This window comes from Mesorhizobium sp. B2-4-19, from assembly GCF_006441315.1.
Taxonomy (GTDB): Bacteria; Pseudomonadota; Alphaproteobacteria; order Rhizobiales; family Rhizobiaceae; genus Mesorhizobium.
On record NZ_VFUV01000012.1, the window covers coordinates 1 to 24014 of the forward strand.

The following is a 24014-nucleotide window of genomic DNA, read 5'->3' on the forward strand; positions in this document are numbered from 1 at the left end:
CCGAGATCTACACAGACGTTGCCGAGGACGACGGCAAGTCGTTGGTGTCGGCGCAGCTGCGCGAAACAGCAGACCCGATTCATGGCGATCGGGAACTGTTGACGCAGATGTTCGCCAATCTGGTCGAGAATGCGCTGCGCCATTGCCCGCCCGGCACGACCATCAAACTGTCAGTGAAGCGCCAGGGCGAGCGTGTCCTTGCCAGCGTCGCCGACAATGGACCCGGCATCCCTCCGGACGAGCGCGAACAGGTGTTTCAGCGGCTCTACCGCCTGGACCACAGCCGCTCGACGCCGGGCAACGGCCTTGGCCTCAGCCTGGTGCGGGCCATTGCCGATCTGCATGGCGCATCCATCGCCCTTGACGATTGTCAGCCTGGCCTCGCCGTGGTGGTGAGTTTTCCGCTGGTAAAATCGGCGGCGCCATAGCGCCGAAGGCTGGTGCCAGAAACTTACCAAGGCGCCAATAGCTTACAAAAGGGTATGAGGCCGGCGACCCGCCTGTAAGCTTGCAGCGGCATAATGAATGGACCTAACCGTCCATCGAAAGGCCGCGGAAAATGAAAGACTTTTTTTGGAAAACCCCCGGCGTCTTGCCCGCTCTTGCCGTCGCGGCGTGCCTGGGCACGACAACCGCCTTGGTTCCGGTGCTTGGCGTCCTGCCGGCCTCGGCCGCAGAGAAGCCCGTCCAGCCGGAGAAGAACCCGCCGGGCGACATTCCCGATTCGCAGGTCTTCATCGACTACACCTCGCCGCAAGGGTTCACCCTGAAAGTGCCGGAGGGCTGGGCACGGTCGGAGCGTGCCGACGGCGCAAGCTTCGTCGACAAGCTGGATGGCGTCGTGGTCTCGGTTTCCAAGGCGGACGCCGCGCCCACAGTCGACAGCACCAAGGCGGACTATGTCGCCAAGCTCGAGGCCGCCGGGCGCGCCGTGAAGGTCAGCGCCGTCAAGCAGGTCAAGCTGCCGGCCGGCACCGCGATCCGCATCGTCTACACCTCGAACTCCGAGCCGAACGCGGTAACCAACCGGCAGGTTCGCCTCGAAAACGAACGCTACCTCTATTTCAAGGACGGCAAGCTCGTCGCGCTCGAACTTTATGCACCCAAGGGCGCCGACAATGTCGATCAGTGGCAACTGATGTCGAACTCATTCCGGTGGAAGTGAGATGCACGCGCTCGACGCGCATGAGATCTATCGCTTTTTCCATATCGGCGACGACGAGACGGCCGCCTTGCGGGGCGTCAGTTTCCATGTCGCCGCCGGCGAGATCGTCGCCCTGGTCGGACCATCCGGCAGCGGCAAGTCCACCTTGCTGGCCTGCGTGACCGGCCTCGATGAGCCGGATGGCGGCTATGTCGAGGTGGGCGGTGTCCGGCTGACGCGGCGACCGGAGGCGCATCGCACGCGCGTTCGCGCCGCCAGCTTCGGCATTCTGCTGCAGTCGGGAAACCTGTTTGGCCACCTGAACGTCGAGCAGAACCTTCGATTGCAAATGCTGCTGGCGAACAATCCGGACGACCGGCGAATGGCCGGCCTGCTGGAAAGCGTCGGCCTTTCGCATCGCGCCCGCGCTTTTCCGACCGAGCTGTCGGGCGGCGAGACCGCGCGCGCCGGCCTTGCCGTGGCGCTGGCCGCCGATCCGCCGATCCTGATTGCCGACGAGCCGACCGCGGAGGTCGATAGCGAGACCGAATCCCGGCTGATCGCTCATTTCGAGGCGCGGCGCGAGGCCGGACTTGCGACGCTGCTGGCCACCCACAGCAAGCTGCTGGCGCAGAGGGCCGATCGCATCATCAGGCTGAAGGATGGGAGGATCGCCCGTGGCTGAAACGCTCGTCGTCGCAAAGGGCCTCGGACGAGACTTCCGCGATGGCAACGCCGGCCGGATCAGCGTGCTGCGCGATGTCGACTGCGAGATCGCGTCGGGCGCGCGCATCGCTCTCGTCGGACCTTCGGGCAGCGGCAAGACGACGCTGCTGCATATTCTTGGCGGCCTCGACCGGCCGACGGCCGGTACCGTCGAATGGCCCGGACTTGGTTCATTCGAAACTCTGAGGCCGCGCCAGATTGGCTTCGTATTCCAGTCGCCCAGCCTGTTTCCCGCCCTCACCGCGGTCCAGAATGTCGGCCTTCCCATGCTGCTGGCCGGCGAGAATGCCGGCGCCGACGACATCGGGGCGTCGCTTCTGCAATCGTTCGGTCTCGGCGAACTCGGCGACAAGCTGCCGGAGGAACTGTCCGGCGGCCAGGCCCAGCGCATCGCGATGGCGCGCGCTCTGGCCATGGGTCCGAAGCTCGTGCTTGCCGATGAGCCGACCGGGCAGCTGGACAGCCGAACGGCGCTGCGCTTCTTCGATGCCGTGTTCGACCGCCTGGAAGATACCGACAGCGCCCTGGTCGTTGCCACACATGACGAAGCCGTGGCCAACCGCATGGCGACGCGCTGGGTGATGGATCACGGCCGGCTCACCACCGGGCATCGGCCAGGGGCCGCTGCCGAATGATCACCCTGCTGTGGATTCGTGGTGTGCTTGCCCGCCGCTTCCTGCGCGTGGCAGGTGCCGCAGCCGGCATCGCCCTGACGGTCGCTCTGCTCGCGGCGATGGCGCTCTTCCTCGCCAACGCCGGTGCATCGATGACCGCACGAGCCGTATCGGCGGTGCCAATCGACTGGCAGGTGCAGGTGATTTCCGGTGCCGATCCGGACCTCGTGGGCAAAGCGCTGGCAGGAGCTGCTCCGGTCAAGGCCGTGCATCAGGTCCGCTATGCCGATGTCGCCAGCTTCGAGGCCCTGACCGGCGGCACGACCCAGACCACCGGGCCTGGCCAGGCAGTTGCTTTCGACAGCCGGTATTCCAGCGATTTCCCGGCGGAAATCCGCCCGCTTTCCGGCACCCTCGACGGCGCGCTGATTGCCCAGCAGACAGCCGCCAACCTCCATGTCGCTCCCGGCGACACTGTCTCGATCAAGCGGATGGGCCTGCCGCCGGCGCAGGTCAGGATTGCCGGCGTGGTCGACCTCCCAGACGCCGACGCTTTGTTCCAGGCGGTTGGCCTGCCGCCCCAGGCCGCGCCGCAGGCGCCGCCCGACAATGTCCTCATCCTGCAGCAGGAAGCCTGGCGGCAATTGTTCGATCCGCAGCAGAAGACGCGGCCCGACACCACCCGGCTGCAATTGCATGTGCGGCTGGCCCACAAGGCGCTGCCGCCGGATCCCGTCACGGCCTATACTTTTGTCACCGCCGCCCAGCGCAATCTCGAGGCGCGGGTCGCCGGTCAGGCCCTTTTGGCCGACAATCTCGGTTCGCGCCTCGGGGCGGTCCGCGAGGATGCGCTGTACGCCTCCGTCCTGTTCCTGTTTCTCGGGCTGCCCGGTGTCGCGCTGGCGGTTGCGCTTACCTTTGCCGTCACCGCGTCCGGCGCGGCACGCCGACGTACGGAGCAGGCGCTGCTTCGCGTCCGCGGCGCGACGACCAAAGCGATCCTGTTGCTGTCCGCCACGGAAGCCGCCGTCGCCGCCATCGCAGGCACCGCGATCGGCATGGCCGCGGCATCGCTGCTTGCCATCATCGCTCCGGGCTTCAAGGCCGCGCTTGGCGTCGACGGGTCGACGCTGCTTCTTGTCGCCTTGTTCGGGCTGCTGGTCGGGTTCATCGCCTTTCTCTACCCGGCATGGCGGGACGCGCGCTGGGCGACCGTGACCGCGGCGCGGCGGACCGTGAGTCGGCCAGCCGCGCCGCTCTGGCAGCGCCTGTGGCTGGACATCCTGCTGCTCGCCACGGCGGGGTTGTTCTTCTGGCAATCGGCGAGCACCGGATACCAGATCGTGCTTGCGCCCGAAGGCGTGGCGGCGACGTCGGTGGACTACAAGGCGTTCATCGCGCCGGCCTTGTTCTGGCTTGGCATGGCGCTGCTGACGATCAGGCTGTCGGCCGCGGTCATCGCCCGCAATGGCGCGCTCCTGCGGAGGATCGTTGCCCTGGTTTCCGGGCCGCTGGCGCCCATTGTATCGGCCGCCCTGTCGCGGCAAGCGGGGCGGCTGACGATCGGCATTGCGATGACCGCGCTGGCCATCTCCTTCGCCACGTCGACCGCCATCTTCAACACCACCTACAATGCCCAGGCGCGCATCGACGCCGAGTTGACGAACGGCTCCGACGTCACCGTCTTCGGCACGACGGACAGGCCGGCCGGAGCCCACCTTGCGGCGCTCGCCTCACTGTCCGAAGCGGCGGCGGCCGAGCCCATGCAGCATCGTTTTGCCTATGTCGGCGCGGACCTGCAGGATCTTTATGGCATCGATCCCGCCCGCATCGGCCGCGCCACCGGTCTTTCCGATGCCTATTTCAGTGGTGCCATTGCTGCCGGCGCGCTCGCCCTGCTCGCTGCGACGCCGGACGGCGTTCTGGTCTCGGAAGAGACCGTGCAGGATTTCCAGCTCCAGCAGGGCGACACGATCAATTTGCGGCTCATCGATGCCAGGGATCACCAGTATCATCCCGTGGCCTTCAGGTTCATCGGCGTCGCCCGCGAATTTCCGACCGCACCAAAGGATTCCTTCCTCGTCGCCAATTCTGCCTATGTGGCCCGCATGACCGGCTCCGATGCGTCCGAATACGTGCTCATGCGGGCCAGGGCCGATCCTGCCGCATTGGCCCGGCAGGTCTCGTCGGCGCTGACCTCCGATCCGTCGCTGAGGGTGGCCGATATCGGCCAGGCCGCACATCTCATCGGCTCGAGCCTGACCGCGGTCGATCTCGGCGGATTGACGACAATCGAACTGGCCTTCGCCGTCGTCATGGCCGCGGCCGCCGCCGGGCTGATGCTGGCCCTGGGGTTCTTCGAGCGTCGCCGGCCTTTCGCCATCCTGGCCGCGATCGGCGCCAAACCGCACCAACTCGCGGCCTTCCTGTGGAGCGAAGGTCTGCTGGTCCTCGTTGGCGGCATGACGTTCGGCCTCCTTTCGGGCCTGCTGACGGCATGGATGCTGGTCAAACTGTTGACCGGCGTTTTCGATCCGCCACCCGAAGCACTGTCGATCCCCTGGTCTTATCTGGCGGTCATGCTCGGTCTCGTCGCCGCTTCGGTGGCCGCCGCCGTTTGGTCCGCCAGGTCATCGGTGGGACAGGCGGCGGAACAGCTGCGCGACTTGTGAGGCCGGCGTCGATTTACCTATTTGTAAACTTGCGGCCAGCCCCTCGACAACTCCACGGCCTAAGCTCGTTTTGTCTCTCGCTGGCGCAATTCCAGGAAAAGCGCGGTGCGGTTTTCCCGGGAAAAGCGTGGAGCGCTTTCCCTTGGGAATTGCGTCAAAACGAAGAGGCAGATCCGGCGGCCAAACGGCCCGGATAACGGAGCCGCCAATAGCCAGCGGCTCCACAACCAAGTCAAACGGGAAAAAGACCATGAAGAAGTCAGCCATCGCAGCCGCAATGATATTCGCCGTCGTATCCTCGACCGGTGCTTTCGCAAAGGCGGCCACCGGCACTATTGCCAGCATCGACAAGAAGGGCGACTCGATCACGCTTTCCGACGGCAAGACCTTCGTCTTGCCGGAAGGTATCGAGGCCGAGACGCTGAAGGTTGGCGAGAAGGTGGTGGTGACCTATTCGACCAAGGCCGGCAAGCTGGCGGCGTCGAGCATCCAGCCGGCTAAATAGAGAGAAATGGGACCGAGCCGGGAGCGGCTCGGTTCCTCCGCCACACGCACGCAACATGCCGGGGGCGCATCGGCGGCGTCAGCCTGGTCGGGGCCATTGCCGATCTGCATGGCGCATCCATCGTCCTCAAGAGCCCCCTCAGCGGTCGATGCGCGTCGACAGGATGATCGACGACGAGGTCCGCTCGACACCGTCCATGGCGCCGATCTGGTCGAGCAGCGCGTCGAGGTCGCGGATCGACGGCGCGTCGACGATGACGATCATGTCGAAATTGCCGCTCACCGAATGCAGCGTCCTGACCGGCGGCAGCGCCTGCAGCGCGCGCACCACCTTGTCGGCGAGCTTGGGCGTCACGGTGAGCAGAACATGCGCCCGCACCAATCCCTGCTCATAGTCCGGTGAAAGCTTGACGCCGTAGCCGGATATGATGCCGCGCTGTTCCAGCCGCTCGATCCGGCTCTGCACCGTGGTGCGCGACACGCCGAGCCGCCGCGCCAGTTCGGCGGTCGACGCGCGGGCGTTGGCGCGCAGCAGGGAAAGCAGGGTCAGTTCGGCTTCACTTAGCATTTCGACGATCTCCTTCGGCGGATCGACTAAAGATAGGGTTCATTCTGACAGATTTCACGCTTCCTTTCGACAGGCAAGCTGCGATGATTCCCGCCAAGTAAAGCAAAACTGGCAGGGGTATTTGACCATGAACAACATCGTTATCGTCGGTGCCGGCAAGATCGGCTCGACCATCGCCGGAATGCTCGCCGCGACCGGCGACTACCACGTCACCCTCGTCGACCGCTCGGCGGCGCAGCTCGCCGCGGCCGAAGTCCCTGCCGTCGTCGAGACGCTCGAACTCGATATCGCCACGGCCGGCGCGCTGGAAGCAGCACTCGCCGGCAAATTCGCGGTGCTGAGCGCCGCCCCCTTCCATCTCACCACGCGCATCGCCGAAGCTGCGGCAAGTGCGGGCGTGCATTACCTCGATCTCACCGAGGATGTCGTCTCGACCCGCCGCGTCAAGGAACTGGCGCGTTCGGGCAAGAGCGCCTTCATCCCGCAATGCGGGCTGGCGCCGGGCTTCATCTCGATCGTCGCCAATGATCTGGCCAGCCGCTTCGACACGCTGGAAAGCGTGCGCATGCGCGTCGGTGCGCTGCCGCAATACCCGTCCAATGCGCTGAACTACAACCTGACCTGGAGCACCGACGGCGTCATCAACGAATATTGCGAGCCCTGCGAGGCGATCGTCGAGGGCGAGCTGATCGAAGTGCCGCCGCTGGAGGAGCGCGAGGAATTCTCGCTCGACGGCGTCACCTACGAGGCGTTCAACACGTCGGGCGGGCTCGGCACCTTGGCCGAGACACTGAAGGGCAAGGTGCGCACGCTGAACTACCGCACCATCCGCTATCCCGGCCACGCCGCCATCATGAAGGCGCTGCTCAACGACCTCGGCCTGCGCCACCGCCGCGACGTGCTGAAGGACATCTTTGAAAGCGCGCTGCCGGCGACGTTGCAGGACGTCATCATCGTCTTCGTCACCGTCTCCGGCCGCCGCAACGGCCGCCTGCTGCAGGAAACCTACGCCAACAAGATCTACTCGCAGCGCGTCGGCGACCAGTTGCGCAGCGCCATCCAGATCACCACCGCGTCCGGCATCTGCGCCGTGCTCGACATGCTGGCCGACGGCAGCCTGCCGGCGACCGGCTTCGTCAAGCAGGAGGACATCGCGCTGGATGCTTTTCTGGCCAACCGTTTTGGGCGGGCCTATGCCCAGCATGAGATGGTGAGCCGGCTGGCGAGCTGAGCTTTTCACCCTCCCCCTTGTGGGGAGGGTCGATCCGCGAAGCGGAGCGGGGGGGTCTTCTCCGATCGTCGGCGCTCACCCCCACCCCGTCTTCCAATCTCCGCTTCGCTCCGATTGAGAGCCGACCCTCCCCACAAGGGGAGGGTAAACCTCAAATATGCAGCGCGTGCCCGAGCGCCTTGAGCGCCGCTTCCTGGAACCCCTCGCCCTGCGTCGGATGCGCATGGATGGTGCCGGCGATGTCCTCTAGCCGCGCCCCCATCTCCAGCGCCAGGCCGAACGCCGCCGCCAGTTCCGAGACGCCCTGCCCGACCGCCTGGATGCCGAGCACCAGATGGTTGTCGGCGCGGGCGACGACGCGGACGAAACCATCCTCGCCGAGCTTCGTCATCGCCCGTCCGTTGGCGGCGAACGGGAACAGCCCGATCTTGATCTCGCCCTGGACCTTGGCTTCCTCGGGCGACAGGCCAACCGTCACCAGCTCCGGATCGGTGAAGCAGACAGCAGGGATCGCGCGCTTGTCCCAGCTGCGTTTGTGGCCGGCGACGATCTCGGCGACCATTTCGCCCTGCGCCATCGCCCGGTGCGCCAGCATCGGTTCGCCGGTGACGTCACCGATGGCGAAGATGCCGCGCATCGAGGTGCGGCACTGATCGTCGATCCGAATGAATTTGCCTGTCCTATCGAGATCGATCTGGTCGAGGCCCCAGCCTTCGGTCACCGGCTTGCGGCCGACCGTCACCAGGATCCTGTCGGCGGAAACTTTTGCATTCTTGCCGTCCGCCGTTTCGACCAGCAGCGCATCGCCCTTGGTCGACAGCCCCTTGGCCTTGGCCCCCGTCATGACCTCGATGCCAAGCGCCGCGAGCCGCTTCACGACAGGCCGGGTCAGCTCGGCGTCATATTGCGCCAGCACGCGCGGCAAGGCCTCGACCACGGTCACCTCGGCGCCCATTTTGGCGAAGGCCATGCCAAGCTCGAGCCCGATATAGCCGCCACCGACAACCGTTAGCTTCTTGGGCACCGCAGTCAAAGCCAGCGCGTCCGTGGACGATATCACGGGCCCGCCAAAGGGAAGGAACGGCAGTTCTACCGGCGCCGAGCCGGTGGCGATGACGATCGTCTCCGCCCGGATCACCTGGCTTCCGGTCTCGGTCTCGACCTCGACGGTCTTGCCGTCGCGGAACGTCGCCCAGCCATGCACGGTCTTCACCCCGGCCTTCTTCAGCAGGCCGGCGACGCCGCTGTTGAGCCGGCTGACGATGCCGTCCTTCCAGGCAACGGTCTTGCCAAGATCGAGCACGGGCGCCGATAGCGAAATGCCGAGCGGGCTGTTGCCGCCGGCCATGTGCGAGACCTTGTCGAACTCCTCCGCCGCATGGATCAGCGCCTTGGACGGAATGCAGCCGACATTGAGGCAGGTGCCGCCGGGCTTGCCAACCTCGACGATGACCGTGTCGACGCCGAGCTGGCCGGCACGGATCGCGCAGACATAACCGCCCGGACCGGCGCCGATGACGAGCAGCTTGCAGGAGATTTCTTTCATCATCGCATCCTAACTGGTTGTCGCGCTGGATGAACAGTCTGTCGAGATCCTTTGCGCCCCCTCTGTCCTGCCGGACATCTCCCCCACGAGGGGGGAGATTGGCTGCATCGGCGCTCCGCTCGCTTCTCAAGCGGAAAAAAATGGGCGAAAGCCGGCGTGACGTCCGATCTCCCCCCTTGTGGGGGGAGATGCCTGGCAAGGCAGAGGGGGACGCTGTCCCGCCGGCATCTCAATTGTCCCGCCCCTCAATCCACAAAGATCAGCGCCGGCGTTTCCAGCAGCGTCTTGATGCGCTGCACGAACACCGCGGCATCCCAGCCGTCGATCACCCGATGGTCGAAGCTGGACGACAGGTTCATCATCTTGCGCGGAATGAACTGCGTGCCGTCCCACATCGGCCGCACCATCATCTTGTTGACGCCGATGATGGCCACTTCCGGATGGTTGATGACCGGCGTCGTCGCGATGCCGCCCATGGCGCCGAGCGAAGTGATGGTGATGGTCGAGCCGGACAGCTCGTCGCGCGTCGCCGTGCCGGACTTGGCTGCCTCGGCCAGCCTGTTGACCTCGGCGCCGCAATCCCAGATGTCGCGCGCCTCGGCATGCTTGACGACAGGCACCACCAACCCGGACGGCGTCTGCGCGGCGATGCCGATATGGACGCCGCCATGCTGGTGGATGATGCCGGCTTCGTCGTCGAACAGCGAATTGAGCTGCGGCTGGTCCGCGATCGCCTTGACCATCGCCCGCATCAGGAACGGCAGCAGCGTCAGCTTCGGCCTCTCTCCAGCACCCTTGGCCTGACGCTTTTCCTTGTTGAGCGCGGCGCGCAAGTCCTCGAGTGCCGTGACGTCGATCTCCTCGACATAGGTGATGTGCGGGATGCGCGACTTGGACAGCGTCATCTTCTCGGCGATCTTGCGCCGCAAGCCCACCACCTTGATGTCCTCGACCGCGTCGTTGCGCGCCAGGCCCGATGCCTTGGCGACCTGCGGCCCGCGCGCCAGGAACGCCTCGATGTCGTCATGGCCGATGCGGCCGGCCGGGCCGCTTCCCGCGACCTGCCTGAGATCGATGCCGGCCTCCTTCGCGCGCAGCCGAACGGCCGGCGACGCCAACGGCTTTTCACCCTCCGCGCGCGGCGCGCCGGAGACGGAGCTCGGCCCGGTGTTTTTCGCAACGGCCGGAGCAGGTTTCGCCTCCGTGGCGCCGGCCTTTGGCGAGGCCTTGGCGGACGGCGCGGCGGCCTCCGGCTTCGGCGTCGGGAGCTTGGCGGGCGGCTCGGCGGCCACCGCCTCGGCAATGGCATCGCCCTGCGGTTTCACATTGCCCTCGCCCGCCACCTTCAGCCGCACGATGGGCGAGCCGATCGCCACCGTGTCGCCGATCTCGGCGCCCAGCCACAGGATCTCGCCATCGACGGGCGACGGGATCTCGACCGTCGCCTTGTCGGTCATGACGGCGGCAAGCACGGTGTCCTCGCGCACCATGTCGCCGACCTTGACGTGCCATTCGACGAGTTCGGCCTCGGCGACGCCTTCGCCGACATCAGGCAGCTTGATGATGTGTTCGCCCATGTCAGGCCTCCCCCACTCTAGGCTTCCAATGTTTCGATCAGGGCGCGGCCGACCCGGGCGGGACCGGGGAAATAGTCCCATTCCTGCGCGTGCGGATAGGGCGTGTCCCAGCCGGCGACCCGTGCCACCGGCGCCTCCAGATGGTGGAAGCAGTTTTCCTGCACCAGCGCCGACAGCTCGGCGCCGAAGCCGGAGGTCAGCGTCGCCTCATGCACGATGACGCAGCGCCCGGTCTTCTTCACCGATGCGACGATGGCGTCGAGGTCGAGCGGCAAGAGCGTCCTCAGGTCGATGATCTCGGCATCGATGCCGGTCTCTTCGGCCGCGGCCTGGGCGACATAGACCATGGTGCCGTAGGCGAGCACGGTGACCGCCGAGCCGGCCCTGCGGATCGCCGCCTTGCCGAGCGGCACGGTGTAGTGCCCGTCGGCGACCTCGCCGAGCTCATGCTTCGACCAGGGCGTCACCGGCCGGTCGTGATGGCCGTCGAAGGGGCCGTTGTAGAGCCGCTTCGGCTCGAGGAAAATCACCGGATCGGGGTCCTCGATCGCCGCGATCAGCAGCCCCTTGGCATCATGCGGGTTGGACGGCACCACGGTCTTCAGCCCGGACACATGCGTGAACAAGGCTTCCGGGGACTGGCTGTGCGTCTGGCCGCCGAAAATGCCGCCGCCGGTCGGCATGCGGACCACGATCGGGCAGGTGAAATCGCCGTTCGAACGATAGCGCAGCCGTGCTGCTTCCTGGGTCAGCTGGTCGTAGGCCGGATACATGTAGTCGGCAAACTGAATTTCGACGCAGGGCTTCAACCCGTAGGCGGCCATGCCGATGGCCGAGCCGACAATGCCGGATTCGTTGATCGGCGCGTCGAAGCAGCGGCTCTTGCCGTATTTGGCCTGCAGGCCTTGCGTACAGCGGAAGACACCGCCGAAGAAGCCGACATCCTCGCCGAACACGACGACCTTGTCGTCGCGTCCCATCGACACGTCCATGGCGTCGCGAATGGCCTCGATCATGGTCCGTCTTGGCATGGCTCAGACTCCCGCCTGCTGGCGCTGGCGCCTGAGATGCGGCGGCATCTCGGCATAGAGCCCCTCGAACATGTCGCGCGTCGACGGCTTGCCGCCGGCATGCAGCGTGCCGTGGCTTTCCGCCTCCTTCTGCGCCGCGATCACCGTGTCGAGGATTTCCGCCTCGGCCTGCGCGTGCCGGTCATCCGACCAGACGCCGAGCCCGATCAGATGGTTCTTCAGCCGCACGATCGGATCGCCGAGAGGCCAGGCGTCGGATTCGGTCTTTGGCCGGTAGGCCGAAGGATCGTCGGAGCTCGAATGGGCGCCGGCGCGGTAGGTGACATATTCGACCAGCGTCGGTCCAAGGTTCTTGCGCGCCCGCTCGGCCGCCCATTTGGCCACCGCATGGACGGCGAGATAGTCGTTGCCGTCGACCCGCAGCGACGGGATACCGAAGCCAAGACCGCGCGCCGCGAAGGTGCCGGAGCCGCCGCGCGCAATGCCTTGAAAGGTCGAGATCGCCCACTGGTTGTTGACGACATTGAGCACGACCGGCGCCTTGTAGGTGGAGGCGAACACCAGCGCCGAGTGGAAATCGGATTCCGCCGTCGAACCGTCGCCGATCCAGGCCGCCGCGATCTTCGAATCGTTCGAAATGGCCGAGGCCATCGCCCAGCCGACCGCCTGGATATACTGCGTTGCCAGATTGCCGGAGATCGAGAAGAAGCCATGCTCCTTCGACGAATACATGATCGGCAGCTGCCGGCCCTTCAGCGGGTCGGCCTCGTTGGAATAGATCTGGTTCATCATCGTGACCATCGGATAGCCGTCGGCGATGAGCAGGCCGGCCTGCCGATAGGTCGGAAAATTCATGTCGCCCGGGCTAAGCGCCTTGCGGAAGGCGCAGCTCACCGCCTCTTCGCCGAGATGCTGCATGTAGAAGGAGGTCTTGCCCTGGCGCTGCGCCATCTGCATGCGGGCATCGAAGGTCCTGAGCGTCATCATGTGGCGCAGGCCCTCCAGCAGCTCCTCATTGGAGAGCAGCCCGGCCCACGGGCCGACGGCTTTGCCATCGCGGTTCAGCACGCGGATAATGGAGAAGGCCATGTCGCGGATGGCGCGCGGATCGACATCGATGTCGGGGCGCGGCACCGAGCCGGCGGCTGCGATGGTCACGTTGGAGAAATCAGGCGTGCCGCCCGGCCGAACTTCCGGCTCCGGAACGTGGAAACGCAACATCCCAGCATCGGCCATGACCTTCGTCCTCCAATGTTGCCTGGCGCCGATATTCGCACATCCGCGCGTCCAGTGCGAATTCGCCGAAGGTCGTCGCACCGGCCGCGCCGGCCGATCCAGCCTCCCTGCGCCAAGATGAAGATATGTCCGCGAAATTTCTTGTCGATGTTTCATGGCGGCGCGCAATTTGGCGCAAGCTTGGGCCGGGCTTGGCGTCAGATAAGGCGAATGGGCGGCAGGCCTCGCGCGGTCTTCCTTCTTCCCTTGTGGGAGAAGGAAAAGAGCGTTGGTGCCGATCGCCATTCACCCCAACCCTACATCATGCTAACCACCCCCCATGGCACAGAAGAAAGCTTTCGAGGTCGATTCCTGGCTCGCGCGGCCTGACGCGCGCATGTCCATCGTCCTGCTTTACGGTCCCGATCGCGGCCTCGTCTCCGAGCGCGCAAAGGCCTTTGCCGAAAAGACCGGGCTGCCGCTCGACGACCCCTTCTCCGTGGTCCGGCTCGAGGGCTCTGAGGTCGACCGCGACGAGGGCCGGCTGCTCGACGAGGCCCGCACCGTGCCGATGTTTTCCGACCGCCGGCTGCTCTGGGTGCGCAATGCCACCGGCCAGAAGGCGGTGGCCGAGGACGTCAAGGCGCTGACGGCGGAGCCCGCGCGCGATGCCATCATCCTCATCGAGGCCGGCGATCTCAAGAAGGGCGTCGGCTTGCGCGCCGTGGTCGAAGGCGCGGACAACGCCATGGCGCTGCCTTGCTACGCCGACGAGGCGCGCGACATCGACACGGTCATCGACGATGAATTGCGCAAGGCCGGCATGTCGATGACGCTGGAGGCGAGACAGGCGCTGCGCCGCAATCTCGGCGGCGACAGGCTCGCTTCGCGCGGCGAGATCGAAAAGCTCATCCTCTACGCCCACGGCCGGAAGGAGATCGGCCTGGAGGATATCAGGGCGATGTCAGGCGACGTGTCCGGCTCCTCGTTCGACGATGCCGTCGACGCGCTGCTGGAAGGCAAGATCGGCGACTTCGACACCGCCTTCACCCGCCACTGCCAGTCCGGCGGCCCGCCCTTCCTGGTGCTGTCCTCGGCGATGCGCCAGTTGCAGCAGATTCAAATCATGCGCGGCCAGATGGACTCCGCCGGGCGCAATGCCGCCTCGGTCGTCGCTGGCGCCCGCCCGCCGGTTTTCTTCTCAAGGCGCAAACTGGTGGAGAAGGCGCTGGAGCGCTGGAGCAGCGATGCGCTCAGCCGCGCCCTGACCCGGCTGCAGACCGCGGTGCTGCAGACCCGCAAACGGCCCGATCTGTCCGAGGCACTGGCGCGTCAGGCGCTGCTCGGCATTGCGGTGGAGAGCGCCAGGCTGGGGCAGCGTTAGAGCAATCCTCCCCTTTTCGGCGCTGCCTCCATCGGTCAATTCACTGTCATGGCGCCCGCCGACTGGAAGGTCGGCAGCGCCTGCGGCTACTGGCCGGACCAATTGATCGGGGCGTAATGTGCGTTTTGGCCGGAATTGTCCCAGCTCATGCCGTGGTCGCTGAACGTGCTGCCTTCCGCCCCCATCGCCATGCCGAGCCAGTCGGGATTGACAGGATGGCCGGTGGCCGCCCACATCTGCCCGTCCTCGCGCATCGTCGGCAGCGGTTCGACCGCCATCTGCATGACGCCGGCAATCGCCACCGACCGCTTCTTGCCGTCTATCCGGTAGTCTATCGGCACCTTCTTGGCGCCGAGGTTCGTGCCGATCATGGGCGCCAACACCGCCATCGGGCCGCCCGCGGCGCCAGTGAAGATGGCACCCAGCGCCTCTGTCTGCCCGTCATCGGCCCGTTCGTCGATATAGGCGGCGGCCGTCCAATTGCCGTCTGCCATCGGACCCGGCGTGTGAGCGACCATCGCGACACTGAGCCCGTCCAATCGAACGTCGCCGTAATTGCCCGTATCGATGTGAAAGACCAGGCCGACGTCGCAAACGCCTTTCGTCGGCCTCGATGTCAGCTGCGGCTTGGTGGACAGCAGGCAGGGACACACGACATCGCAGCTGCAATTTTCGAAGTAACTTCCGGACAATTGCCAACGGACTGCCACTTGCACCTCCCATGCGTCAGGCGCGTCGGCATATCATTCTGGCGAGGCGATGCCATTTCAGGACTATTGCAGGAATGGCGAACGGCCCTCGCCGCGACCGGCACGCTAGGGCAATTAATTTAAGCCATATCTAATATAGAGTACGCCGTTGCCCGGCACTGTCAAGCCGCGGGCGCGGCGCTGGTGACTGGCGAAATCGGCGAAGCTGCAATCTCCCCCTCGTGGGGGAGATGCCCGGTAGGGCAGTGCGGGGCGCCGTAGAGCGCTGCGTCGGCCAGCTTCGACTGGCGGAGATACCTGAAGCTGCATCACTATCCATTGAGATGTCGGCGGGCCAGCACCCCCTCTGGCTTGCCAGCCATCTCCCCCACAAGGGGGGAGATGGGCCAATCGCCTACCGCCGCCGCCAGCATCGCTCCCCATCAGCTCGTGTCGCCAGCCCTGGCAAAACGAAAGGGCTGACCCAACGGCCAGCCCCCTTTTTTCTTGCGTTGAATCAAGCTTCCGCTTGATGTTATTCGCCGCCTAACTACCGCTCCTGCTTCAATCTCCGGCACAGCTCGTCCAGCTGCTCCAGCGAGCGGTAGGACACTCGCAGCTCGCCGCCCTTGCCCTTGTGATCGATGGCCACGATCATGCCGAGCGTGTCGGTCATCAGCTTTTCCAGCGCCAGCGTGTCGGTATCCTTTTCCGGCGCGGCTTGCGGCTGCTTCGGCTTGGCCGGCGTGGGGCCGGCCGGCATCTGCGCCAGCGCTTCGGCCTGGCGCACGGAAAGCCCTTCCTCGACGATGCGCTTGGCAAGGCCGGCCGGATCCTCCGCCGTCACCAGCGTGCGGGCATGGCCGGCCGACAGCGCGCCGTCGACCAGCATGTCGCGGATCACATCCGGCAGCTTCAGCAGCCGGAGCGTGTTGGCGACGTGGCTGCGGCTCTTGCCGATGACATTGCCGAGATCGGCCTGGGTGTAGCCGTGCTCGTCGATCAGCTGCTGGTAACCCAGCGCTTCCTCGACGGCGTTGAGGTCGGTGCGCTGGACGTTCTCGATGATCGCCAGCTCGAGCGCGGTGCGGTCGTTGACCTCGCGGATGATGACCGGGATCTCGGTCAGCCCGGCCCGCTGCGCCGCCCGCCAGCGCCGCTCGCCGGCGATGATCTCGTAGCGACCCGCCTGCGTCGGCGACGGCCGGGCCACCACCGGCTGCACCACGCCATGTTCGCGGATCGACTGGGCGAGGTCGGTCAGTTCGGCGTCGCCAAAGTGCCGGCGCGGATTCTTCGGGTTGGGGCTGAGAAACTCGATCGGCACCTTGCCGTCGGCGCTCATGCCGGGCTTTTCCGGCGCCGCCGGGCGATCGATCTCGCCGATCAGTGCCGCCAGGCCACGGCCCAGTCTTTTCCTCGAAAGGTCTTCGCTCATGTCTATTCCAGGTCTATTTAGGATAAATGTCTTGAGATCGTTTCGGTATCGAATCGGCTGTTAATTCTGCATCCGATCTAATCAAGCGGCGCGCAATTTGCGCTCGCGGCGGATCACTTCCGAGGCCAGTTGCAGATAAGCCTGGCTGCCCGAGCACTTCAAATCGTAAAGGATCGCCGGCTTGCCGTAGGACGGCGCCTCCGACACCCGCACATTGCGCGGAATGATGGTTTCGTAGACCTTGTCGCCCATATGCTGGCGGACATCCTGCACCACCTGGTTGGCGAGATTGTTGCGGCCGTCATACATGGTCAGCACGATGCCCTGGATGGTGAGGTCCGGATTGATCGACCGGCGCACCTGCTCGACGGTTTCCAGCAATTGGCTCAAGCCTTCGAGCGCGAAGAACTCGCATTGCAGCGGCACCAGCACCGAATCGGCCGCCGCCATCGAATTGAGCGTCAGAAGGTTGAGCGAGGGTGGGCAGTCGATCAGCACATAGCCGAAGCCGGCCGAACGCGCCGAGGCCGCACGCAAGGCGTTGCGCAGCCGCAGCACCCGGTCGGGCGCCGAGGCGATCTCCATCTCGATGCCGAGCAGGTCGAGCGTCGACGGCACGATCGACAGGCCGGGCACGGCGGTCGGAATGGCCGCGGCTTCCAGCTCCAGCTCGCCGGTCAGCACGTCGTAGGACGAGACCGTGCGGTCCTTGCGGTCGATGCCGAGGCCGGTGCTGGCATTGCCTTGTGGGTCGAGGTCGACGATCAGCACCTTTTCGCCGATCGCGGCCAGAGCGGTGGCCAGATTGATGGCGGTGGTGGTCTTGCCGACCCCGCCCTTCTGGTTGGCTACGGTGATGATTCGGGGGCCGTTCTTCATGGGTTTATGCCAGAAATTCATTTTTGGGTCGCCAAATAGCCCGACAAGTCGAAGATCAGACAGGTCGCAGGTTAGACAGTTCCAGGATGACGCCATGGGGGTCCGTCACACTGGCATGTTCTACCAGATCGAAGGCCCATCGGTTAACGCTTTCTTGCACTTCGGCGCGATAATCCCGGCCTTTGTGGAACAGGCCGCGCGCGCCTGACCTCAGCCACGGCGCGGACAGGTCGAGCAGGACCGAAAGCGAGGCCAGGGCCCGTGCCGTGACGATTTGTGGTTGCGAAACAAGCGCATGGCTGTCCTCGATCCGCCGCGCAATGACCCGCGCCGGCAGGTTGAACTGGCCGATGACGGTCTGCAGGAACGACGCCTTCTTGCGGTTGCTCTCGACCAGATCGATACTGGCCCCGTCGCGCTCGGCGAGCAGGAAAGCCATGACCAGACCGGGAAAGCCGCCACCCGAACCGATATCGACCCAATGCCTGGCATTGGGTTCTATGCGCGCCAGCTGTGCGCTGTCGAGGATGTGGCGCTGCCAGACATCGCCCGCGGTCGACTGCGCCACCAGATTGATGCTGCGATTCCATTTCTGGAACATGGCTTCGAACGCCACAAGGCGATCGAATGTTTCACGTGAAACCGGACCGGCCGCGTCCTGCAGGCTCTTCCGGGAGAAAGAGCTCACGCAACAACCCTTTGTGCGCTTTGGGGCCTTTGTTCGCTCTGGGGTCTCTGCGCACTCTCACAGTGGCGGACATGCGCGACGATGATCGCCAGTGCCGCCGGCGTCATGCCCTCCATGCGCTGCGCATCGGCGATGGACCGCGGCCGCCGCGCCTGCATCTTCTGCTTCAACTCATTGGACAGGCCCGCTACCCCTCCGAAATCGACCGTCTCGGGGATCAGCCGGCTCTCTTCGTGGCGGATCTGCGCGACATCGCTCTTCTGCCGGTCGAGATAGACGAAATATTTCGCTTCCGTTTCGAGGCGCTCGGCGGTCTTGGCGTCGATCGCCGCAAATCGAGGCTCGATCCCGGCCAGCCAGGCGACATCGACGCCGGGATAGGCCAGCAGCTCATAACCGGACCGGCGCACGCCGTCCCGGTTGATCTCCAGCCCATGCCGCGCCGCCTCGTTCGGGGTCATCGCCACCGATCGGGCCAGTTCGCGCGCCGCGTCGAGCTGCTGCATGACATCGCCGTAGCGCCGCATGCGTTGCGCCGAGGCGATCCCCAGTCTCTCGGCGACAGGCGTCAGCCGCTCATCGGCATTGTCGGCGCGCAATGACAGCCGGAATTCGGCGCGCGAGGTGAACATGCGGTAGGGTTCGCTGATGCCGCGGCTGGTCAGATCGTCGACCATCACGCCGATATAGGCTTCCGTGCGGCTGAGCACGATCTGCTCGCCGCCCGACGCCCGCCGTGCCGCATTGAGGCCGGCGAGCAGGCCCTGGCCAGCCGCCTCCTCATACCCGGTCGTGCCATTGATCTGCCCGGCGAGAAAGAGGCCGGCGACACGTTTCGTCTCCAGTGTCTGATGCAGTTCGCGCGGATCGACGTGATCATACTCGATGGCATAGCCGGGCTGCAGCATGGTCGCATGCTCGAGCCCGGGAATTGTCTTGAGGATGTCGAACTGCACATCCTGCGGCAGCGAGGTCGAGATCCCATTGGGATAGACGGTGTCGTCGTCGAGCCCTTCCGGCTCCAGGAAGATCTGGTGGCCGTCGCGGTCACCGAACTTGACGATCTTGTCCTCGATCGACGGGCAATAGCGCGGCCCGACGCCTTCGATCGACCCGGAATACATGGCGGAGCGGCCGAGATTGGCGCGGATCAGCGCATGCGTGGCCGGCGTCGTGCGGGTGATGCCGCACTCGATCTGCGGCGTGGTGATGCGGTCGGTCATCAGCGAGAACGGAACGGGATCCTCGTCCGCCGCCTGCCTTTCCAGCGACGCCCAGTCGATGGTCTTTCCGTCCAGCCGTGGCGGCGTACCGGTCTTCAGCCGGCCGAGCTTGAAGCCGGCACGGTCCATCGTCGCCGACAGGCCAAGGCTCGCCTGCTCGTTCATCCGGCCGGCGACGATCTTCTTCTCGCCAATATGAATGAGGCCGCGCAGGAAGGTGCCTGTCGTCAGGACCACGGCGCCGCACGCAAGCCTGCGGCCGTCGACCAGCAGGACAGCGGCGATCCGTCCTTCGTCAATCTCGAAATCCAGGACCTCGCCCTCGACCACGTCGAGATCGTTCTGCTGCCGAATCGCTTCCTGCATGGCAAGGCGATAGAGCTTCCTGTCGGCCTGCGTGCGCGGCCCGCGCACCGCAGGACCCTTGCGGCGGTTGAGCAGACGGAACTGGATGCCGGCCGCATCCGCCACCTGGCCCATCAGCCCGTCCATGGCGTCGATTTCGCGGACCAGATGGCCCTTGCCAAGCCCGCCGATCGCGGGATTGCACGACATCACGCCGATCGTATCGAAGCGCAGCGTCACCAGCGCGGTTCTGGCGCCGGCGCGCGCGGCAGCGCTGGCCGCCTCGCACCCTGCATGGCCGCCGCCCACCACAACCACATCATAGTGATCGGTCATTTCAAATCCTGGACTCAAAAAAGAGATTGAGGGACACATGTCCCCGCAAGGACAAGCTGTCAAGAAAACTTCGCGGCAGGTTTCACGTGAAACAGAGCAATGCCTTCCCCTCGCCCCTTGTGGGAGGGTCGCTGCGCAGCAGCGGGGAGGGGTGCGGCTAAGACCGGCACCCCGGACCTACAGTCCAACCTCCCACAAGCGGGAGGTAGGGCGTGGCGCTGTGTTTCACGTGAATCACAGCTAGTAATTGCCGAGTGGCTCCAACTTCGTCATCCACGGGCGGAGCGAAGCTCCGTCACGCAGACTATAGAATCCATTCCGTGACCGTGGGGTGCAGTGGAGCAGAATCTTGCACCGTTAGTGACGCGTCGGAGGCCCGGCATGGATCCTATGGTCTGCGCCGCGTCGCTTCGCTCCTTGCTCCGCCATGGGACGACGAAGCGACACGACTTCCGCAAACGCATCACCACCACAGAAACCCCGGCGTGTTCAACCGAGCAATTGTTTCACGTGAGTCATGGTCGGGGAGTGCCGAAGCGTCGCCTTCCTCATCCACGGGCGGAGCAGGACCGAAGCTCTGTCGCGGAGACCCAAGGATGACGCAGGGGCGCTTTAGAAAAGACAAGCAAGCATCAGGACAGCGCACTCACGCCATGTCCGCCTAAGCGCTTGTTTCACGTGAATCATTTCCCGATGCAGAACTGCGAAAAGATAACGTCGAGCATATCCTCGACATTGATCGCGCCGACGATTCGGCCCAGGCTGTCCGCCGCCAGCCGCAGCTCCTCGGCGCGCAGTTCCTGGCCTGCGGCACCCTCGGCAGCGGCGCGAAGCAGATGCCGATTCGCCTCACCGAGCAGTTCGACATGGCGCAGGCGCGACGGCAGAACGTCGCCGACATGACCCGCCGCTTCCGCCGCGCGCCGGCCGATTTCGGCGAGCAGCGCCTCCACGCCCGTGCCATTCACGACTGAAATGACGAAGTCGTATCGGCCGGCCGCATCGCCGGCCGCCTGCTCCTCCAACAGGTCGAGCTTGGTGCCGACATGCAACATTGGGGCCGTGCTCGGAACCTGGCCGATGACCTTGGGCGACAAGGCGTCCTCCAACAGCAGCAAGAGATCGGCGCGGTCCGCCTTGGCCCGCGCCCTCTCGATGCCGATCGCCTCGACCTTGCCAGGCGCGTCGCGCAAGCCGGCCGTATCCGTCAGCCTGACGCGCAAGCCACGGAGATCCAGCGTCACCTCGAGCAGGTCACGGGTCGTGCCGGGCTCATCCGTTACAATAGCTGCATCGCGCCGCGCCAAGGCGTTGAAGAGACTCGACTTGCCGGCATTCGGCGCGCCGAGAATCACCACCTCGAAGCCGTCACGGATGATTTCGGCCGCATGAAATCCGGCGATGTGGCGATCGATCTCGCCGATCATAGCCTGGACATCCGACCAGACCGTCTCCGAAACGGATCCCGGCACATCCTCCTCGTCGGCAAAGTCGATCTCGGCCTCGATCATCGCCCGCGCGTGGATCAGCCGGCGCCGCCAGCTCAGATAGAGCTCGCTCTGGACACCCTCGGCATTCTCGACCGCAAAGCGCCGCTGCGCCTCGGTCTCGGCATTGACCAGGTCCGCCAGCGCCTCCGTCTCTACGAGGTCGACCTTGCCATTGAGGAAGGCTCGGCGCGTGAATTCGCCCGGCTCTGCGTGCCTGACGCCGTCGAAGCCACTGATGATCTCCAGCATCCTGGCCACCACGGCGCGTCCGCCATGGACATGGAATTCGGCGACATCCTCCCCGGTAAAGCTGGCCGGGCCGGGAAAGAAGATGACCAACCCGCTGTCCAGCACGGTTCCATCGGGCGCCTTGAGCCTGCGCAGGACCGCCGCCCGGTCCTTAACCATGCCGCCGGCAATCGTTTCGACCACGAATCGAGTCCGTGGACCGGAAATACGCAGCACGGCGACGCCGGCCGGAAGCCGGCCGCTCGACAGCGCAACGATCGAATCGCCTGAAATCATTTGCTCGCTCTGTTGAACCGCCCTAGCCTCGCGCCTTCAAACAACCCGAGTTGCCCATCGTGACATTGCCCGCGCAAAACCTGCTTGCCGAAGAGGCCAGCCCCTATCTGCAGCAGCACAGCGGCAATCCCGTGCATTGGCGGGCCTGGTCGCCGGCATCGCTCGAAGAAGCAAGGACGCTCGATCGCCCGATCCTGCTCTCCGTCGGCTATGCCGCCTGTCACTGGTGCCATGTCATGGCGCATGAAAGCTTCGAGAATGACGGCGTCGCCGCCGTCATGAACCGTCTGTTCGTCAATATCAAGGTCGACCGCGAGGAGCGTCCCGACATCGACCAGATCTATATGGCCGCGCTCTCCTCGATGGGCGAGCAAGGCGGCTGGCCGCTGACCATGTTCCTGACGCCGGACGGCAAGCCATTCTGGGGCGGCACCTATTTTCCGCGCGAGGCGCGCTATGGCCGCCCGGGCTTCATCCAGGTGATGGAAGCGGTCGACAAGGCCTGGCGCGAGAAGCGCGACAGCCTGCACCAGAGCGCCGACGGCCTGACCTCCCATGTCGAGGCGCGGCTCTCCGGCACGCACGCCAGGCAGAGCCTCGACCGCGGCACGCTCACCGACCTCGCCGGCCGCATCGACGGCATGATCGACGGCGACCTTGGCGGCCTGCGTGGCGCGCCGAAATTCCCCAACGCGCCATTCATGCTGACGCTGTGGCTGTCCTGGCTGCGCGATGGCAATGCCGCGCATCGCGACGACGTGATGGTCAGCCTGGAACGGATGCTGGGCGGCGGCATATACGATCATATTGGCGGCGGGCTCAGCCGCTACTCCACCGATGCCGAATGGCTGGTGCCGCATTTCGAGAAGATGCTCTATGACAATGCCGAGCTGATCCGCTTCTGCAACTGGGCCTTTTCGGCAAGCGGCAATGATTTGTTCCGGATACGAATCGAAGAGACCGTCGACTGGCTGCTACGCGAAATGCGCGTCACCGGCGGCGCCTTCGCCGCCAGCCTCGACGCCGACAGCGAAGGCGAGGAAGGGCTGTTCTACACCTGGAGCCGGCAAGAGATCGAAGCCGTCCTTGGTGACGATTCAGCCTTGTTTTTCAAATACTTCACGCTATCTGCCCCGCATGGATGGGAAGGCAAGCCGGTCGTCCACCAAACCCGCGCCCAGCAAACCCAAAGCGTGGCCGACCGCGAAAAACTCATTCCGCTCAAAGCCAGGCTTCTCGCGGTCCGGGAAGAGCGCGTCAGGCCAGGCCTCGATGCCAAGACCCTCACCGACTGGAACGGCCTGATGATCGCGGCATTCGCCGAGGCCGGTCGCTCGCTGGGCCGTCCCGACTGGATCGAGGCCGCGGCCAAGGCCTTCGCCCACATCTCCGCCGCCAGCCGCGACGGCCGCTTGCCGCATTCCATGCTCGGCGCCAGAAAACTGTTTCCCGCTCTGTCGAGCGACTACGCCGCCATGGCCAACGCGGCGATCTCGCTGTTCGAGGCGTCTGGCGATTGGAGCTACATCGACCAGGCGAAGCGGTTCATCGAACAGCTCGATCATTGGCACACCGATGCCGCCGGCACAGGCTACTATCTGACTGCTTCGGACAGCACCGATGTGCCGATCCGCATCAGGGGCGATGCCGACGAGGCTATTTCCTCGGCCACCAGCCAGATCATCGCAGCACTTGTGCGGCTGGCCTCCGTTGCCGGCGATCTCGATCTCGGTGAAAAAGCCTGGAAAATCGCCGAGCACGCGGCTGGCCGCGCGGCGCACCAGGCCTATGGCCAGGCCGGCATCGTCAATGCCTGCGCGCTTGCCATCGAACCTTTGAAACTGGTCATCGTCGATAGTCCAGAGGATTCGAAGCTCGTTCCGGTTGCGAATCGGTGCGCCGACCCGCGCCGCGTCGATATCATTGCCGCGATTGGTTCGGAAGCGAATCGACCCTTGCTGCCGGGTGGGATTCTGCCACCGACCGACAAAGCCGGTGCCTGGCTGTGTACCGGGCAAGTGTGTTTGCCGGTGGTGACGGTTGCTGAAGAGTTGGAGCGGCTGTTGCGGCGACGCTAGGGTCGTCATCTCATAACGAAGCGACGCGGTGCAGCTTCTGCTCCCGCCGGGTGAGCCTCTGGACCGATCATCGGTCAAGCCCGAGGGTGACGAAGGCGGGGAATGCGCTCC

Annotated in this window: 20 protein-coding genes; 9 read left to right on the forward strand and 11 right to left on the reverse strand. The window is 65.2% G+C overall.

The features are described from left to right. The 6 genes from FJ546_RS19920 to FJ546_RS19945 all read left to right on the forward strand — a co-directional run. A partial coding sequence (locus FJ546_RS19920) for a sensor histidine kinase (RefSeq protein ID WP_140890884.1) occupies positions 1–428 on the forward strand: 428 nt, incomplete at its 5' end. Between the two features lie 131 nt (positions 429–559). After that, positions 560–1165: a hypothetical protein gene (locus tag FJ546_RS19925; RefSeq protein WP_140890885.1), complete on the forward strand. Its 606-nt coding sequence runs from the start codon at positions 560–562 to the stop codon at positions 1163–1165. A gap of 1 nt (position 1166) precedes the next feature. Beyond that, positions 1167–1829, forward strand: a complete 663-nt coding sequence (locus FJ546_RS19930) for an ABC transporter ATP-binding protein (RefSeq protein WP_140890886.1) — start codon at positions 1167–1169, stop codon at positions 1827–1829. Next, on the forward strand, positions 1822–2505 hold the full coding sequence (locus FJ546_RS19935) for an ABC transporter ATP-binding protein (protein WP_246686887.1): 684 nt from the start codon (positions 1822–1824) through the stop codon (positions 2503–2505). The genes FJ546_RS19930 and FJ546_RS19935 overlap by 8 nt, the downstream gene beginning before the upstream one ends. Beyond that, positions 2502–5156 (forward strand): ABC transporter permease, encoded by a 2655-nt coding sequence (locus tag FJ546_RS19940; RefSeq protein WP_140890888.1) that lies wholly within the window; start codon positions 2502–2504, stop codon positions 5154–5156. Before FJ546_RS19935 ends, FJ546_RS19940 begins: the two co-directional genes overlap by 4 nt. Before the next feature lie 250 nt (positions 5157–5406). After that, a complete protein-coding gene (locus tag FJ546_RS19945) occupies positions 5407–5661 on the forward strand; it encodes a DUF1344 domain-containing protein (RefSeq protein WP_140890889.1) in 255 nt (84 codons plus the stop codon). 138 nt (positions 5662–5799) lie between these two features. Here the strand turns inward: FJ546_RS19945 and FJ546_RS19950 are convergent, their stop codons facing one another. Next, a complete protein-coding gene (locus FJ546_RS19950; RefSeq protein WP_140890890.1) occupies positions 5800–6228 on the reverse strand; it encodes an Lrp/AsnC family transcriptional regulator in 429 nt (142 codons plus the stop codon). A 127-nt stretch (positions 6229–6355) separates the two neighbouring features. Between FJ546_RS19950 and FJ546_RS19955 the strand changes: the two genes are divergently transcribed. Continuing rightward, positions 6356–7459, forward strand: coding sequence for a saccharopine dehydrogenase family protein (locus tag FJ546_RS19955; protein WP_140890891.1), 1104 nt, complete (start codon positions 6356–6358; stop codon positions 7457–7459). A 151-nt stretch (positions 7460–7610) separates the two neighbouring features. Here the strand turns inward: FJ546_RS19955 and lpdA are convergent, their stop codons facing one another. The 4 genes from lpdA to FJ546_RS19980 all read right to left on the reverse strand — a co-directional run bounded on the left by lpdA (position 7611) and on the right by FJ546_RS19980 (position 12849). Further along, positions 7611–9005 (reverse strand): dihydrolipoyl dehydrogenase, encoded by a 1395-nt coding sequence (lpdA, locus tag FJ546_RS19960; protein ID WP_140890892.1) that lies wholly within the window; start codon positions 9003–9005, stop codon positions 7611–7613. 245 nt (positions 9006–9250) lie between these two features. Next, positions 9251–10582: a dihydrolipoamide acetyltransferase family protein gene (locus FJ546_RS19970; protein ID WP_140890893.1), complete on the reverse strand. Its 1332-nt coding sequence runs from the start codon at positions 10580–10582 to the stop codon at positions 9251–9253. A gap of 17 nt (positions 10583–10599) precedes the next feature. After that, positions 10600–11613, reverse strand: a complete 1014-nt coding sequence (locus FJ546_RS19975; RefSeq protein ID WP_140890894.1) for an alpha-ketoacid dehydrogenase subunit beta — start codon at positions 11611–11613, stop codon at positions 10600–10602. A gap of 3 nt (positions 11614–11616) precedes the next feature. Continuing rightward, positions 11617–12849, reverse strand: a complete 1233-nt coding sequence (locus FJ546_RS19980; RefSeq protein ID WP_140890895.1) for a 3-methyl-2-oxobutanoate dehydrogenase (2-methylpropanoyl-transferring) subunit alpha — start codon at positions 12847–12849, stop codon at positions 11617–11619. A 319-nt stretch (positions 12850–13168) separates the two neighbouring features. Between FJ546_RS19980 and holA the strand changes: the two genes are divergently transcribed. Then, positions 13169–14212, forward strand: a complete 1044-nt coding sequence (holA, locus tag FJ546_RS19985) for a DNA polymerase III subunit delta (RefSeq protein ID WP_140890896.1) — start codon at positions 13169–13171, stop codon at positions 14210–14212. Between the two features lie 86 nt (positions 14213–14298). Here the strand turns inward: holA and FJ546_RS19990 are convergent, their stop codons facing one another. From FJ546_RS19990 to mnmE, 6 genes are all read right to left on the reverse strand, one after another. Further along, entirely contained in the window at positions 14299–14928 is a 630-nt protein-coding gene (locus FJ546_RS19990) for a DUF1326 domain-containing protein (protein WP_181168006.1), read from the reverse strand. Positions 14929–15451: 523 nt separating this feature from the next. Next, positions 15452–16339, reverse strand: coding sequence for a ParB/RepB/Spo0J family partition protein (locus tag FJ546_RS19995; RefSeq protein ID WP_095789017.1), 888 nt, complete (start codon positions 16337–16339; stop codon positions 15452–15454). A gap of 81 nt (positions 16340–16420) precedes the next feature. Then, complete coding sequence (locus FJ546_RS20000) at positions 16421–17218, reverse strand: ParA family protein (RefSeq protein WP_019862172.1); 798 nt, start codon at positions 17216–17218, stop codon at positions 16421–16423. Between the two features lie 55 nt (positions 17219–17273). After that, a complete protein-coding gene (gene rsmG / locus FJ546_RS20005) occupies positions 17274–17906 on the reverse strand; it encodes a 16S rRNA (guanine(527)-N(7))-methyltransferase RsmG (RefSeq protein WP_140890898.1) in 633 nt (210 codons plus the stop codon). Continuing rightward, on the reverse strand, positions 17903–19810 hold the full coding sequence (gene mnmG, locus FJ546_RS20010) for a tRNA uridine-5-carboxymethylaminomethyl(34) synthesis enzyme MnmG (RefSeq protein WP_140890899.1): 1908 nt from the start codon (positions 19808–19810) through the stop codon (positions 17903–17905). Before mnmG ends, rsmG begins: the two co-directional genes overlap by 4 nt. Positions 19811–20493: 683 nt before the next feature. Beyond that, on the reverse strand, positions 20494–21825 hold the full coding sequence (mnmE, locus tag FJ546_RS20015; protein WP_140890900.1) for a tRNA uridine-5-carboxymethylaminomethyl(34) synthesis GTPase MnmE: 1332 nt from the start codon (positions 21823–21825) through the stop codon (positions 20494–20496). A 59-nt stretch (positions 21826–21884) separates the two neighbouring features. On the opposite strand from mnmE, the gene FJ546_RS20020 reads away from it, so the two are divergent. Next, entirely contained in the window at positions 21885–23903 is a 2019-nt protein-coding gene (locus tag FJ546_RS20020; RefSeq protein ID WP_140890901.1) for a thioredoxin domain-containing protein, read from the forward strand. Positions 23904–24014 lie beyond the last annotated feature (111 nt).